Origin of the sequence: Actinocrinis sp., assembly GCF_035946395.1 — a bacterium.
Taxonomy (GTDB): Bacteria; Actinomycetota; Actinomycetes; order Streptomycetales; family Catenulisporaceae; genus Actinocrinis.
Genome location: NZ_DASYZI010000196.1, coordinates 1 through 14,775, shown reverse-complemented (window position 1 = coordinate 14,775; position 14,775 = coordinate 1). Strand labels below are relative to the sequence as shown.

Sequence of the window (14,775 nt, the reverse complement as noted above, 5' to 3'; positions counted from 1 at the left end):
CACGCGTTTGGGAGCCGGTGACCGGCTGGAAGTCACGGCGAGCCGGGCCGCGGCCCGGGTAGTACGTCTTGGTAATACGACTTTCTACGAGCGGGCGCGCCGCAAACTGCGTGTGAGCGGCAGTGTGGAGGCGGACTGATGCGGGGCCGCAAATCGGATGCACCAGACGCGTCGGGCGGGTCGGATGCGTCAGACGCGTCGGCGTCGGCATCGACATCGGCGGTGGGGCGGCAAAGTGAAGGTGGCGATGATGCGGTCGCCACGATCGTCGGTGAGCTTGCGAAGGCGGGTGATGCGAGCGGCGCGCCGCAGCGATCACGCCGTCTGCTCTCGAAGCTCGCTGGAATTCTGCGGCGCGGGGTAGTCGGTGGCGGCCGCGCGGCTCGGTTGTCCGTGCGGCACCTTGCTGACGAGGTGTTGGCGATGGCGCCGAGGCTGCCGGTACGCGACCAGGCGGCGCTGCGGCGCCAGTATCCGGGATTGTCCGATGATGAGCTCGCCGACGCTCTGATCGACGCGGCCACACGGGCCAGTGGCGCGGTGGGCGCCGCGGTCGGCGTGTGGGCCGTGTTGCCGATCGCCCCGCTGTTCGCGGTTGAGGTCGCGGCGGAGACGGTTGCCGTGGTGGGGATCGAGATCAAGCTGATCGCGGAGCTGCACGAGGTCTATGGCCTTCGCCCGCCGGGCTCGGGCGTAGATCGGATGGTCAGATATACCGCGGTGTGGACCGATCGGCGCGGCGTGACGCTCGCGCCCGGTAGCGTCGCAGTCGCCATCGGTCCTGCGTTGCGCGCGCGGTTATCCCGGCGGCTGACCCTGCGCGCCGGACGCAGCACGCTGTCGCTCGCCCCGCTGCTGAGCGGCGCGGCCGCCGGAGCGTGGGCCAATCGGCGCGAAACACGCCGACTCGGCAGGAAGATCCGAACTCAATTGCGGCGCCTGGCAGACGAGGGCCGATAGCCGGCGGTCAGGCGAAGAGCCTTCGCAGGTGACGTGTGACGGCGGGCGAATCAGACAGTGGACGGGTCTGACTCTGATTCGCTCATCGACTCCTCATGCCGGTTTCATCGGGGCTTCAGGTTTATCCGAAAGATTCTGTTTGCCCGTATTCCGGCCACGAGATTGGGAAAGACTCATGACCGCGACGCCATCGACCGCCCCCGCTCCCGTCGCCACCCCTGATTCCACATTCGCCGGCGAACAGGCCCGCCGCCGAAGAGCCCGAGCGCGGTGGATGATCTGGCGCTCACCTGAGGACCAGCCGACGTGGTCCCGCCCGGTGCTGCTGACGATCGCGGCCCTCGCCGCGGCGCTTTACGCGTGGAACATCAGCAACAGCGGCTACGCCTACTTCTACTCGACCGCGGTCAAGAGCATGTCGGTCAGCTGGAAGGCGTTCTTCTACGGCGCGCTCGACCCGGGCGCGACGATCACGATAGACAAGCTGGCCGGTTCGTTCCTGCCGCAGGCGCTCTCGGCGCGGATCTTCGGCTTCCACCAATGGTCACTGACGCTGCCTCAGGTGATCGAGGGTGTCGTCAGCGTCCTGGCGATGCACCGCGTGGTGCGCCGTTGGGCCGGACCCGTGCCTGCGGTGCTCGCGGCGGGGTTGTTCACCCTGACGCCGGTCGTCGCCTCGATGTTCGGCCATCCGATGGAGGACGGCGCGCTGACGATGTGCCTCGTGCTGGCGGCCGATTCGTACCAGCGCGCGGTCGTCGAGGGGAGGCTGCGCTCGCTGCTGCTCGCGGGCATGTGGGTCGGGCTGGGATTCCAGGCGAAGATGATGGAGGCCTGGATCATCTTGCCCGCGCTCGCGCTCGGGTATCTGTTCACCGCGACGCCGACGCTGCGGCGACGGTTGCTGCACCTGTTGCTCGCGGGCGTGGTGGCCGCGGCGGTGTCGTTCTCGTGGATCCTGCTCTACACGCTCACGCCTGCCAACGACCGGCCGTACATCGACGGCAGCACCGACAACAGCGCCATGTCGATGGTGTTCGGGTACAACGGTTTCGGCCGGTTCGGCGTCAACGTCGCGGGTTCGGTCGAAGGCTTCGGGGCCGGGGGTCGTGGTGGCAGACCAGGTGGGCAGGGCGGGTTCGGTAAGTCTGGCGGGCCTGGTGGGCCTGGCGAGTTCGGAGCGTTGCGGTCGGAACTGATGGAGGAGTTCGGGCTGTCAGGAGGCGGCGATGGTGCAGGTCCGGGTGTCGGGCCCGGAGGCGGGCCCGGAGGCGGGGGCGGAAGTGGGGGAAGCGGAATTGGCGGAGGCAGGATTGGTGTGGGTGGGATTGGCGGAGGCGGGGTTGGTGGAGGTGGGTATGGGGGCGGTGGTTTCGCTGGCCAGGCGACAGGGCTGAACAAGCTCTTCACGGGTCGATTCGTCACGCAGATCGGCTGGCTTTACCCACTCGCCGGGGCAGCGCTGGTGTTTGGGCTCGCCGGCTGGTTCCGGCGCCGCAGACGAGCGGATCGGCTCGGCACCGGTCTGGTCCTGTGGGGCATGTGGCTCACGACCGTCATGACCGTGTTCAGTCAGATCAACATTCCACACACGGCGTACCTGGCGGCGCTCGCGCCACCGCTCGCTGCATTGTCGGCGCTCGGGATCGTCGAGTTCTGGCGTGCGTATCGCCGTGGTGGACGTACGGCTTGGCTGATGCAGGTGGTGGTCGCGGGACAGGTCGGGTGGGCGGTCTATCTGGCGCGGCCGTACAGCGGCTTCCTGCCCTGGCTCGCCCCGACGGTGATCGTCGTCGGTGCGATAGCGGTCCTCGCGTTGGTCGCCGGTCGGCTACCGTTCGATGGTGTTGTGCGGCGTGGACGGCTCACGCTCAGGGTGACGACGATGGCATTGGTGACTGGTGTCGTGGCGATGGTGCTGATGCCTACGGCGTGGTCCCTATCGGCGTTCAACAGCGCGTATGACGGAAGCGCATTCGACGCTACTGCCGGGCCGGCGAACGGCCGCGGCCTCGTGGCTACAGGAACGCTCACCGCGCAGCAGCAACAATTGCTTAGCTACGTCGACGCACGTAAGGACGGCGCACGCTACGTCATGGCGACGACTTCTTGGAGCACGGCGGCGCCTTTCATCGAGGCCACGGGTCAGATGGTGCTGCCGATGGGTGGTTTCAGCGGTTCCGTGCCCGAGCCGACACTGGCTGCGTTCCAGAAGCTGGTGCACACCGGGCAGCTCAAGTTCGTGCTCGTGAGTAGCAGGTCCGGGTTCGGCGGGATCGGCGGCGCGGGTGGCGACAACGCGACGACAGTTGGATCGATCACGCAGTGGGTGCAGAGCGCGTGCACGGAGGTACCGGCGGCGTACTACGGCGGTACGACCAGCTCATTGTCGGACGGTAGTGCGTTCCCCGGCAGTGGAGTTGCAGGCGGCGGATTCCCAGGTGGGGGATTCGGTGGATCCGCTGATGGCGGCACGTTGTACCAGTGTGCTGCGCCCGCTCAGTAAGGCAAGCGATAAGCGATATAGGACGGACGGTCCGCTCCGGGAAGGGTCCGGGGCGGACCGGCCGTCTGTTCTCCGGCTACGACTACTTGATCGTGTAGGTGTACGGGATCGCGGCTACTTCGTCACCGTTGACGAGGAACGACGAGAACGTGTCGACGTAGACGATCGCGTGGACGGTCGTTCCCGGCGCTCCGGACGGGGTCACCGTGACGGTGATTGTGCCGGATCCGCCTGGGGCGAGGTCGAGTGTCGTCGGGATGGGGGCCGACGGGTTGACGCTGGCCGGCCACAGGTCGCCGGTGCTCGACGTCGCGTTCGGGTCGAACTGCTGGGTCGTGACCGCCGCGCTCAGCGTGGCGGTGCCGGTGACCGGGCCGTTTGTTGGGCCGAACGGGGTCGGGTCGGCGGCCCACTCGCCCTGCGTCACCCGCGCGGCGGTCAGCTCGGCCGCCGACGACAGGGCGTTGGCGCTGGTCGGGACCCCGAACAGCTCCGGGACGCCGTTGTCGATCGTGGACGCGTCGAAGTCGGCCGGGATCGTCGAGGTCTGTGAGATCTTCAGATCGGTCGACTCGGTGGGCACCAGCCAGGTGGTGCCGAACGCGGTCGCAGGGAAGGGCAACGGGATTGTCGGCAGCGACGGGGGCAGCACGGCGAGCGTGTAGGTGGCCTGCGTCGTCAGGCGCGGGTCCGCGAAGAACGACTCGGGGGCCGCGCCGGTGTTCGTGACCCGGATGGCGGCGGTGATCGGCCTGCCTGCGGGCACCATGCCCTGTGGCAGGCCGGAGGCGTGGACGTCGGTCAGGTTGAAGCGCAGGTGGCCGGTGAAGCGCTCGGTGAGGGTCGTGCCGGCGACCGGGTTGTCGATGTCGACGAACAGCGTCCAGCGTCCGGCGGCGGGCGCTCGTACGAACCCTTGCAGGCTGCGGGTCGGCACCACGTTGCCCGACTGGTCGACCGTCAGGTTCGTGGCCAGCGAGAGCACCTCGCCGTCCGGGCCCATGACGGCCGCGAAAATGTTCTGGTCCGGGGTGGCCGCGAGGGTCAGGTCGATGCCGAGGCTCTTCTTGCCGCGCGGCACGTCGAAGACGTACGCCTGGGTCTGCGCGCCCGGGTTGCCGCGACCGTTGCCGCCGGTCAGCGTGCCGGTGAAGGCGCCGCCGTCGTTGCTGGTCGACAGCAGGGTGCGCAGGGTCAGCGGGATCGTCGTGGTGATGTGTTGTGAGGCAGTGCTCTGTGAGGCACCTTGCTGTTGGCGCTGCGTGCGTGTGCTGTCGAACACGACTGCCGCGGACAGGTCACCCGCGTCGTCGGGCATGCGCGTGTGAACGTCGAACGTCGCGCTCTCGCCTGGTGCGAGCGTCGCGCTGTCCGGGCTGACGTCGGCGAAGTCGGTGAACTTGGTCGTGGTGATCTCATAGTTGACGTTGCCGTCGAAGCCGCTCGGGCTGGCGGAGGCGAAGAAGATCGCCGTCCAGCGACCGGGTGCCGGGAAGCGCACGTCGGCTGTGCCGTGGTTGCCGGCGCCCTGCGGCACCGAGTGGTTCTCGTACTCGCCGTTCGGGCCGATGAGCGCGAGGCGGACCAGCGACTGGCCATGCGCCGCGCCGCCGGGCCAAGTCAGCTGCGCCGCGAGGTGGTCGGCGCCCGGCGGCACGGTGAACGTCGTCTCCGCGAATCTGCGCAGAACGGGGTTGCCCCCGCTGGAGATGCCGTCGAGGAAGCCCGGGGTCGAGGCCGAGGCGATGTTCAGCGGGATGGTCGCCCGCAGATCCGACAGCGTGCGGCCCAGCATCCTGCCGTGCGCCGAGACGGTCTGCGTCACCGCGCCGGTGTTGGTGACGACGACGGGCAGGTCGCGGGTCTGATTCGCCTGGGCGGCCACGGCCAGCTGCGTGTCACCGGTGGGCGTAGTGATCATCAGACCATCGCCCTGCGGCTCCGGGCTCCCGTTCGAGTCGTTGATCGACATCGCTTCGAGCACTGCGCGGTATGCGTTCAGCTCGCCGGCGCCCTGTTGGGTCGCGGGCAGGCCGAGGTCCGTGGCGGTGCCGGTCAGGATCTGCTTGACCAGCGCGGGGGCGGGCCTCACCCCGTTGTGGGTGTGTTCGTACGCCTCGATCACCAGCGCCGCGGCGCCGGCCACCAACGGGGAGGACTCGCTGGTGCCACCGAAGTCCTCGATCGGCGAGGGCTTGCCGTTGAACGCCGTGCAGTCGGCGAAGCGCACCGGGTCGGGGGTGCACAGCGCCCAGCCGTCCTGGCCGGGGGCGACCAGGTCCGGGACGCGACCGCGGTCGGTGGTCCCGCCGGAGGAGAACGGCGAGGGGTTGTTGCTGGCCCAGGACGTCGCGAAGTTGCGGGTGCCCGCATAGCCGGTCTGCGCCTGGGTGCGGAAGGTCGTGGTCGCGCCGACCGAGATGACCGAGGGATCGGCGGCGGGCGAACCGATCGTGTCGGTCGGGCCGGCGTCGCCGGTGGAGCTGACCACGGTGATACCGGCGGCTACCGCGGCGTCGTCGGCCAGCGCGGTCGGGTCGGTTCCGGCGGTCGGGAACGCGTTGCCGCCGAAGGACTCGTTGATGACGTCGACCTTGTCCACGGTGACCGCGTAGTCGATCGCCTGGATGATGGACGAGTTGATCGCGAAGTTGGACGAGCCGAACACGTTCAGGCCGACCAGCGAGGCGCCGGGGGCCATGCCGCGCACGGTGATCGTGCAGCCCTTGGGCAGCGGGTGCGCGGAGTCGACGAAGTTCGACAGGTCGTACACCTGCCGGCCCTGCGCGGCGATCGAGCTCGCGTCGCCGAAGGCCTCGCCGCCGGCCCCGCCGAGGTTCGGGTCGGTGCCGGAGAAGTCCTGGTAGTCGGTGAAGACCGGGGTGCCGTCGGCACGGATGAAGTCGGGGTTCTTGGTGTCGAGGCCGTCGGCGATCCAGGCGACCTTGACCCCGCTGCCGTCGACCAGGTTCTGCGCCTGCGGAACCGACCGGTCGAGGAACGCGGTGTGTGTGGCCTGCAACGCCTCCGGTTCCAGCAGCGGCTTTGCCGGGTCGGAGGGGCAGGTGCCGGGGATCATGTGGTCCGGGGGCGCGGTCACCCCGGCCTGCTGCATGATCGCGGTCTTGTCCTGCTCGGTCAGCGGCGTGAGCGGGACCATGCGGTCGGGCACGACCTCGGCCACCGACGGATCGGCACGCAGGCTGTCGGCCTGCGCAGCGGTCATCGTCGCCGCGAAGGCGTTGACCACGGAGAACGCCTTGATGTTCGCCGCGCCGCCGGAACGAGCCCTGGCGACCAACGGCGCCTGGTCCTGCCCGATGATCTGCCGCCGCCGCGTGGCCTTCGCGGAGACATCAGGGTGCTGATTGGTGAGCACCACGATGAAGGGGGACTTCGCCACGGCGGCCGGTGACGCGGCCGCCGCCGGTACCGCGCCATAGGCCGAACCGCCGATCGCCAGCGCCACGACGCCAGTGATGGATGCAGTAGGTAAGCGACGCCTGGTTTTCTCGCGCATCGTGAATCATCCCTCCAAGGCGGCAGCGAGCCTTCACAGGCGCCCGCGATGAAACCCTTGCGGCCGTCCGAAGGCGCTAGGGGAACGGGCTCGCGCGCAGCCGCGGTTCAGAAGAATCTTGCGCCGTTCGGGCCGTGCTGTTCACGGCACACGCCCGCAACGGCGCGTTTCATCGCTCGGGTGCAGTAGGGCACGGACATCCCCGGCGTGGGATGCAGCTCCATGCATCCGATGCGCGCGCGGAAGCCAACGGCGCCGACATCGGGGAATACCGCGTGTCGGTGGCGTGTCGTAAGCTGCACACGTTGCAGAGGGGAGTTACATGTCCAGGCGTGGCTGGCTACTTTTCAGCGTGATGTCCGCGATCTGGGGCATACCGTACCTGTTCATCAAGATCGCGCTGGAAGGTGTCAGCGCGCCGTTCCTGGTGTTCGCACGCACGGCCATCGCGGCCGCGATCCTCATGCCGCTCGCGCTGCGGCGGGGACTGATCCGGCCCGCGCTGCGTGCGTGGCGGCCGCTGCTCGCCTTCGCCGCGCTGGAGATCGGCGGGCCTTGGCTGCTGCTGGGCGACGCCGAGCAGCACATCAGCAGCAGCCTGGCGGGCCTGCTGATCGCGGCGGTGCCGCTGATCAGCACCCTGGTCACCTGGCGGCTCGGCGACCACACGGTGCTCGATCCGCGGCGGCTGCTCGGGCTGCTCGTCGGCGTGGCCGGAGTGGCGGCGGTGGTCGGCTTGGACGTCGGGAACGCCTCACCGGCGCACATGACCGAGGTACTGCTCGTCGCTGTGGGGTACGCGATCGCGCCGATCATCGCGGACCGACGGCTCGCCGACGTGCCAACGCTGGCCGTGCTCTCGCTCGCGTTGGCCGCGGTCGCGGTGGTTTACCTGCCGGCGGCCGTCTTCTCGCACCCGCACAGCTTGCCACACGCCAACGTGGTCGCGGCGATCCTGGTGCTGGGCCTGGTGTGCACCGCGTCCGCGTTCCTGCTCTTCTTCGAGTTGATCGCCGAGGTGGGGCCGGTGCGGTCCACCATCATCACGTTCATCAACCCGGCGGTGGCCGTACTGCTCGGCATGGTGGTGCTCAGCGAGCGGTTCACCGTCGGCGTCGCGGTCGGCTTCCCGCTGGTGCTCGCGGGCAGTTGGCTGTCGACCCACAAGTCGACCGCACCGGAGTCGGCGGGCGAGAGGGAGCGGATGGCTGAGCTGGTTGCGGAGCCGGTGCCGTTGGTCGAAGAACTGGTCGAGGGAGAAGTAGCCGGCAACAGGTAGCGGGCCGCGCCCTCGGTGAGTAAGGGGCTGTGGAACAGGAATCCGGAGAGTTTGCAGAGTTCTACCTCGGCTCGCGGGGCGGCTGCCTGCGCGATCGCGTTGTTCCCACACGTGCCGACGTCGTGCGCGTGCGGTGCGCGGGCGTCAGCGCGCGAAGGTGAGCTGTGAGACGCCGAGATAGCCCGAGGCGAAACCGGCCTCGCAGTAAGCGAGGTAGAACCGCCACGTGCGGTGGAAGACCTCGTCGAAGCCGAGTGCGTTGGCTGCCGGCCAGTGCGCTTCGAAGCGGTCACGCCACGTGCGCAGGGTGCGCGCGTAGTCCTCGCCGAAGTCGAGCCTACGCACCAGGCGCAGGCGGGTACGTGCGCGCAGCGCCTGCTCGATCGCGGTCACCGAGGGGATCAGGCCGCCCGGGAAGATGTACTTGTGCATCCACGTGTACGTCTTCCGGGTGGCCAGCATCCGCTGATGGGCCATCGTGATCGACTGCACGACCGCGCGGCCACCGGGGGCCAGCAACCGGTCGATCGTCTCGAAGTAGTCCCGCCAGTAGCGCTCACCGACCGCCTCGATCATCTCGACCGAGACCACCGCGTCGTAGCCGGGGGCGCCCTGTGGCGGCCCGACCTCGCGGTAGTCGGCCAGTCGCACCTCGACGCGGTCGCCGAGCCCAGCCTGTGCGATGCGCTGCTCGGCCAGCGCCTTCTGCTCTGTTGAGAGGGTCAGCGTGGTGACGTGCGCGCCGCGCTCAGCCGCCGCGCGGATGGCGAGCGCGCCCCAACCGGAGCCGATCTCCAGGACCTTCGAGCCCTCACGCACGCCGGCCGCGTCCAGGACCGCGTCGATCTTGCGCAGTTGCGCCTCGTGCAGCGCGTCGGCGTCGGCGTCCGGCTCGAAGTCGGACGCGGCCTGCGCTCCACCGTAGAGGCCGCTCGAATAGGTCATCGACTCGTCGAGGAATAACTCGAACAGACCATTTGACAGGTCATAATGCCGCTCGATGTTGCGCCGCGCGTTGGCCGGTGAACCGTCCTCACCCGCCGGGAAACGCGCGACGTACAGGCCGCGCAGCTTCTGCAACGGGCGCGGCACCACGTCGGCGATACGGCGGGCGAAGGCGCCGAGCACGGCGGCCAGGTCGTCTGCGTCCCAGGCGCCGGTCTGGTAGGCCTCGCCGAAGCCGATCAGGCCGTGTACACCCAATCGGGCGAAGAACTCACGCGGACGGTTCAGCCGCATCACGGCGGAGCGCTCGTCGCCGCCCCCGCCGAGCCGCCGACCGGACGGCCCGACGACGCGCAGAGGCAGGTGCGCCACGGCTCGCGCGAAGACCTTACGCGCGAGCCGTGCCTTCAAACCGGCGTCCGGCACGCGGGCCAGATCGGGCCATCGCTGCGGATCGACGGAGAATGCGGGCCCGGCTTCCACAACAGTCACAGGACCATTGTGAAACGCCGCACCTACAACCGCAGCGAAATGCATCCGAACATCCGCGTGTTGAGCCGATGAACTGATCCCCTGTCAGACTGATACGAGGTCAGATCAACACAGCGTCGAGCGATGCGCCTTCAGACCGGCGTGGGGCCGGCCCGAAGGCGGATCAGCTCGGGGTGATCAGCCCGCAATGGTCAGCTCAGCGTGATCAGGCCGAGCCGGTCAGACCAGGGCGGCCGGTCAGACCGACGCAGGTTCGGCCGACTTCTGCGGAGCCCGGCCGTTCACCAGCTCGATGGCGGCGGCAGCAGCCTGCTTCGGCAGCGCCACGGGGACCGCCACCACGGTGAACTCCTCGCGCGGGTTCTCGAAGGAGGCGAGCGAGACGGCCTCGCGCCGGAAGAACCCGGCCAGCAGCCAGTCGGCGCACACCCGCACCTTGCGGTTGAAGGTGGGCACCCGGCTGACGTGGTAGGCGCGGTGCATGAGCCAGGCGGGCCAGCCGCGCAGCTTCATGCCGTACACGTTCGCCACGCCCTTGCCGATACCGAGTCCGGCCACCGAGCCGACGTGCTTGTGCACGTAGTCCTGGACGGCCTTTCCGCGCAGCGAGGCGACGATGTTCTCGGCGAGCCGCTTGGCCTGGCGCACGGCGTGCTGCGCGGACGGGGAGCACCAGTTGCCCTGCCCCTTGGCCAGGTCGGGCACCTGGGCGCAGTCGCCGGCGGCCCAGACGTGGTCGAATCCGGTCACCAGCAGGTTGGCCTGCGCGTCCACGTGACCCTTCGGGCCGAGCGGGACGCCGAGCCGCGCGACGACCGGGTTCGGCTTGACGCCCGCGGTCCACACCACGGTCGAGGCGTCCAGCTCGGTACCGTCGGACAGCACGACGTGGTTGTCCACGCAGGAGTTCAGCAGCGTCTTCATCTTGACCTGGATGCCGCGGTCGCGCAGTTCCTCCGCGGTCCACACGCCGAGTTCCGGGCCGACCTCGGGCAGGATGCGGTCCGCGGCCTCGACCAGGAGCCAGCGCATGTCCTCCGGCTCAACGTTGGCGTACCACTTGGACACGTCCCGGGCCATGTCCTCCATCTCGGCGATGGCCTCGACCCCGGCGAAGCCGCCGCCGACGAAGACGAAGGTCAGCGCCTTGCGCCGGAGCGCCGGGTCCTTGATGGAGTCGGCCAGGTCGATCTGCCCGATCACGTGGTTGCGCAGGCTGATGGCCTCCTCGACCTGCTTGAAGCCGATGCCGTGCTCGGCCAGGCCGGGGATGGGCAGCGTGCGGGGCACCGAGCCGACCGCGACGACGAGTTGGTCGAAGGACAGCTCGTAGGCCTCGCCGGTGTTCGGAGCGATCCGGGCCGCCCGGCGGCTGTGATCCACTGAGACGACGCGTCCGGTGATCACCTCGGCGTTCGGGCCCTTGAGCACCCGGCGCAGCGGGGCCACCAGGTTGCGTGGGGCGATCGAGCCCGCGGCGGCCTCGGGCAGGAAGGGCTGGTACGTCATGTAGGCACGCGGGTCGACGACAGTCACGATCGCCTCTCCGCGCTTGAGCTGCTTGAGGATCCGCCGGGCCGTGTACATCCCGACATATCCGCCGCCGACGACGAGGATGCGCGGCGGGATGTTGGAGGCTGTGCTGTTCGAGACTGTGCTGTTAGAGGCAGTGATGTTAGGAGCTGTGGCAGCAGGAGTCAGCGCAGTATTCATCATGGGCTCGCTCACGGGTTCCTTCGACGCGTCCTACTCGGCTCAATCCATCGCTCGGGTGAGCGGGGTGGTGGCATGGCGGGTGGTCCTCGACGCTTGCCACAGCGATGGGGCGTTGGGTCGCGGAAGTGGGAAGACTGCTGCGGCTCCCCACTCGGAAAGCTTCAACTGAAAGGAAGCTTCACTCGTTTACGTATCGAGTATAGGCCTCTGGCCACGATGGCCTGTGGTCGGGGGTGTTGCCGCTGTGTAGCTGACACGGCGTCAGCAGCCACACCTTGTCAAGCGGGCCAGGCGGGCCTGCCTCGCCCCCTTGGGCGGTCGCCGCGCAGGTGGACCCGGCAGACTTGTCGGTTCAGGCAGCTAGAGTCTCTGCATGGGAACGATTCTGTCCGCGGACGAGGCGCGCCGCGCGGCGCTGCGGGCGCAGGGGCTGCTGGGCGCGATCAATCGGCGGGCCGGGGTCTCCGGCGTGCTGCGGCTGCTCGGCGCGGTGCAGCTCGACACGATCTCGGTGCTGGCACGCTCGCAGGAACTGGTCCCGTTCTCCCGCCTCGGGCCGATCGGGCGCGAGGCGATCCACACGGCGTTCTGGACGCATCGACCGGGGGCGGCGCGCACCTTCGAGTACTGGTCGCACGCGGCCTGCGTCATGCCCGTCGAGGAGTGGCCGATGATGGCGCTGCGCCGACGCGAGTACCGCAAGCGCGGCGGCGTCTGGGGCAGCACGGACATCTCCGAGGAGACACTGCGCGGGATCACCGCGCGGCTGGCCGCCGAGGGTCCGCTGACCACCAAGGAACTCGGCGGGGCCCGCAAGACCCCGGGCTGGTGGGACTGGTCCGACGTGAAGCTCGGGGTGGAAGGGCTGCTCGCCACCGGCGAGGTGGTCTGCGTCGAGCGGCGCGGCTGGCGACGGGTCTACGACCTGCCGCAGCGGGCCATCCCGGAGCAGCTGCTGCACGACGACCTCGACGACCACGCCTGCTCGGTGCGCATGATCGCGCAGGCCGGGCACGCGATGGGCGTGGCGACGCGCTCGGACCTGGTCGACTACTACCGGCTGAAGAACGCCAAGAACTTCCCGGCGCTCGCCGAGGAGGCCGGGCTGGTACCGGTCGAGGTGGACGGCTGGAGCCAGGACGCGTGGGCCGACCCGGCGGCGCTGGCCGCGCTCGAATCGGGCGCGGGCGGGCGGCACCGTACGACGCTGCTGTCCCCATTCGACTCGCTGATCTGGCACCGGCCGCGTGCTGAGCGGCTCTTCGGTTTCACGCACCGGCTGGAGGCGTACGTACCGAAGGCGAAACGGATACACGGCTACTACGTGACGCCGCTACTGCACGGCGGGCAGTTGGTCGGCCGCGTGGATCCGGCGCGTGAGGGGCGCACGCTGATCGGCCGTCAGGTCTCACTGGCCACGGCCAAGGCGGTGGAGCCGATGGCACGAGCGCTGCGGGAGGCGGCGGAGTGGGTCGGCTGCGACGCGGTGCGGGTCGAGGCGGTCGAACCGGCACGGCTGGCTCCGGCACTGCACGAGGCGGTCGCGGCGTCTGGATGACGCTCCCGCATGACGCCGCCGTACGACGCCCCTGTACGGCACCGCTCATGACACGTCCGGATGACACATCTGAACGACGCTGCGTCAACGTGGAGTCAACGCGGATGACACCTCATCGACCACGTCCACTTGCCGGAACACCTACGCGACCGTAACTTACGGAAGCGTAGGGGTCTTCGCGATCCCGCCGGACAAGCCCCGTCAAGGGGACGATCGCGCTCGAAAGGGATCCGATCCGCCGATGACTGCTTCCGCCGAGGCCCCCGCCACCCGCACCATCCCTTCGACCGTCGGGAGCTCCGAGGAAGCGGCCAGCGCCGGCACGCTGAGCGGCCTGCGCCAGTCCGCCAAGGAGCGGGTGGCGATCGCGCTGTTCATCGGGTTCCCGTTCGTGGCCGTGCTGGCGGCGGTCCCGGTCGCCTGGGGCTGGGGCCTGGGCTGGCGCGACGTGGTGATCGCGTTCGCGATGTACGCGGTCTCCGGGCACGGGGTCACGGTCGGATTCCACCGCCTCTTCACCCACAGTTCGTTCAAGGCGGTCAAGGCGCTGCGAGTGGTACTCGCGGTGGCCGGCTCGCTGGCGGTCGAGGGACCGGTGATCCGCTGGGTCGCCGACCACCGCCGGCACCACCGCTACTCGGACAAGGCGGGTGACCCGCACTCCCCGTGGCGGTACGGTTCGACCATCCCGGCGCTGATCAAGGGGCTGCTCTTCGCGCACATGGGCTGGCTGTTCGACGTGGAGCAGACCGACCAGCGGCAGTACGCGCCCGACCTGCTCAAGGACCGGGCGATCGTCAAGGTGTCGCGCGCGTTCCCGTGGCTGGTCGCGGCCTCGGTGCTCACTCCCCCGCTGCTCGGCGGCCTGTGGTCGTGGTCCTGGCAGGGTGCGCTGACCGCGTTCTTCTGGGGCGCCCTCGTGCGCATCGGGCTGCTGCACCACGTGACCTGGTCGATCAACTCGATCTGCCACGCGGCGGGCGAACGGCCATTCCGGTCCCGGGACAAGTCCGGCAACGTGTGGTGGCTGGCCGTGCTGTCCATGGGCGAGTCCTGGCACAACCTGCACCACGCCGACCCGACCTCGGCGCGGCACGGGGTGCTGCGCGGGCAGGTGGATTCCAGCGCCCGGATCATCTGGCTGTTCGAGAAACTCGGCTGGGCCCGCGATGTCCGCTGGCCGAACGCCGCCCGAATCGCCGCGCGCCGTACGGCGTAACGCCGGTATGCCCGTGAAGGCGTGACACCGCACGGCGTGGTGCCGTATGTCCTGACGGCATACGGCAAAATGACGGGGTGACGACTGACGGGCAGAGCGTGCAGCGCGTCCGGATGAGCGGCAAGGAACGACGCGAGCAGTTGCTCGAAATCGGCCGGGCGCTGTTCGCGGAACGCGGGTTCGACGCCACCAGCGTGGAGGAGATCGCGGCCAAGGCGGGTGTCTCCAAGCCGGTGGTGTACGAGCACTTCGGCGGCAAGGAAGGGCTGTACGCGGTCGTCGTCGACCGCGAGATGCGCACCCTGCTGGACATGGTGACCTCGGCGTTGACCGCGGGGCACCCGCGCGAACTGCTCGAACAGGCCGCGTTCGCGCTGCTGAACTACGTGGAGTCGCACAGCGACGGCTTCCGCATCCTGGTGCGCGACTCGCCGGTGGCCGCCTCGACCGGCAACTTCGCATCGCTGATCAGCGATATCGCCACCCGGGTGGAGCACATCCTGGGTGTGGAGTTCTCCAGCCGCGGCTACGACCCCGCGTTCGGCGCGATGTACTCGCAGATGCTGGTCGGGATGGTGGC

The 14,775-nt window shown here is 69.2% G+C and carries 9 protein-coding genes and 1 pseudogene; 7 read left to right on the top strand and 3 right to left on the bottom strand.

The features are described from left to right. The 3 genes and pseudogenes from VGS97_RS29550 to VGS97_RS12315 form a co-directional block, all read left to right on the top strand. Window positions 1–139: pseudogene (locus VGS97_RS29550) on the top strand (NAD(+)/NADH kinase); the annotation flags it as partial. Next, entirely contained in the window at window positions 139–960 is an 822-nt protein-coding gene (locus VGS97_RS12320) for a hypothetical protein (protein WP_326853527.1), read from the top strand. The pseudogene VGS97_RS29550 and the gene VGS97_RS12320, both read left to right, overlap by 1 nt. Window positions 961–1,135: 175 nt before the next feature. Further along, window positions 1,136–3,466 carry a glycosyltransferase family 39 protein gene (locus tag VGS97_RS12315; protein WP_326853526.1) on the top strand — a complete coding sequence of 777 codons (2,331 nt, stop codon included), beginning with the start codon at window positions 1,136–1,138 and terminating at the stop codon, window positions 3,464–3,466. 82 nt (window positions 3,467–3,548) lie between these two features. On the opposite strand, the gene VGS97_RS12310 is transcribed toward VGS97_RS12315, so the two are convergent. After that, on the bottom strand, window positions 3,549–6,935 hold the full coding sequence (locus VGS97_RS12310; protein WP_326853525.1) for a S8 family serine peptidase: 3,387 nt from the start codon (window positions 6,933–6,935) through the stop codon (window positions 3,549–3,551). 373 nt (window positions 6,936–7,308) lie between these two features. On the opposite strand from VGS97_RS12310, the gene VGS97_RS12305 reads away from it, so the two are divergent. After that, a complete protein-coding gene (locus VGS97_RS12305; protein ID WP_326853524.1) occupies window positions 7,309–8,265 on the top strand; it encodes a DMT family transporter in 957 nt (318 codons plus the stop codon). 144 nt (window positions 8,266–8,409) lie between these two features. On the opposite strand, the gene VGS97_RS12300 is transcribed toward VGS97_RS12305, so the two are convergent. Together VGS97_RS12300 and VGS97_RS12295 are read right to left on the bottom strand one after the other, a co-directional pair. Then, on the bottom strand, window positions 8,410–9,702 hold the full coding sequence (locus tag VGS97_RS12300) for a cyclopropane-fatty-acyl-phospholipid synthase family protein (RefSeq protein WP_326853523.1): 1,293 nt from the start codon (window positions 9,700–9,702) through the stop codon (window positions 8,410–8,412). A 237-nt stretch (window positions 9,703–9,939) separates the two neighbouring features. Beyond that, a complete protein-coding gene (locus VGS97_RS12295) occupies window positions 9,940–11,430 on the bottom strand; it encodes an NAD(P)/FAD-dependent oxidoreductase (protein WP_326853522.1) in 1,491 nt (496 codons plus the stop codon). 361 nt (window positions 11,431–11,791) lie between these two features. Between VGS97_RS12295 and VGS97_RS12290 the strand changes: the two genes are divergently transcribed. The 3 genes from VGS97_RS12290 to VGS97_RS12280 form a co-directional block, all read left to right on the top strand. After that, on the top strand, window positions 11,792–12,976 hold the full coding sequence (locus VGS97_RS12290; protein WP_326853521.1) for a winged helix-turn-helix domain-containing protein: 1,185 nt from the start codon (window positions 11,792–11,794) through the stop codon (window positions 12,974–12,976). A gap of 241 nt (window positions 12,977–13,217) precedes the next feature. Continuing rightward, a complete protein-coding gene (locus VGS97_RS12285; RefSeq protein WP_326853520.1) occupies window positions 13,218–14,195 on the top strand; it encodes an acyl-CoA desaturase in 978 nt (325 codons plus the stop codon). 113 nt (window positions 14,196–14,308) lie between these two features. Continuing rightward, window positions 14,309–14,775: TetR/AcrR family transcriptional regulator (locus VGS97_RS12280; RefSeq protein ID WP_349262098.1), on the top strand; the 467-nt coding region annotated here is incomplete at its 3' end.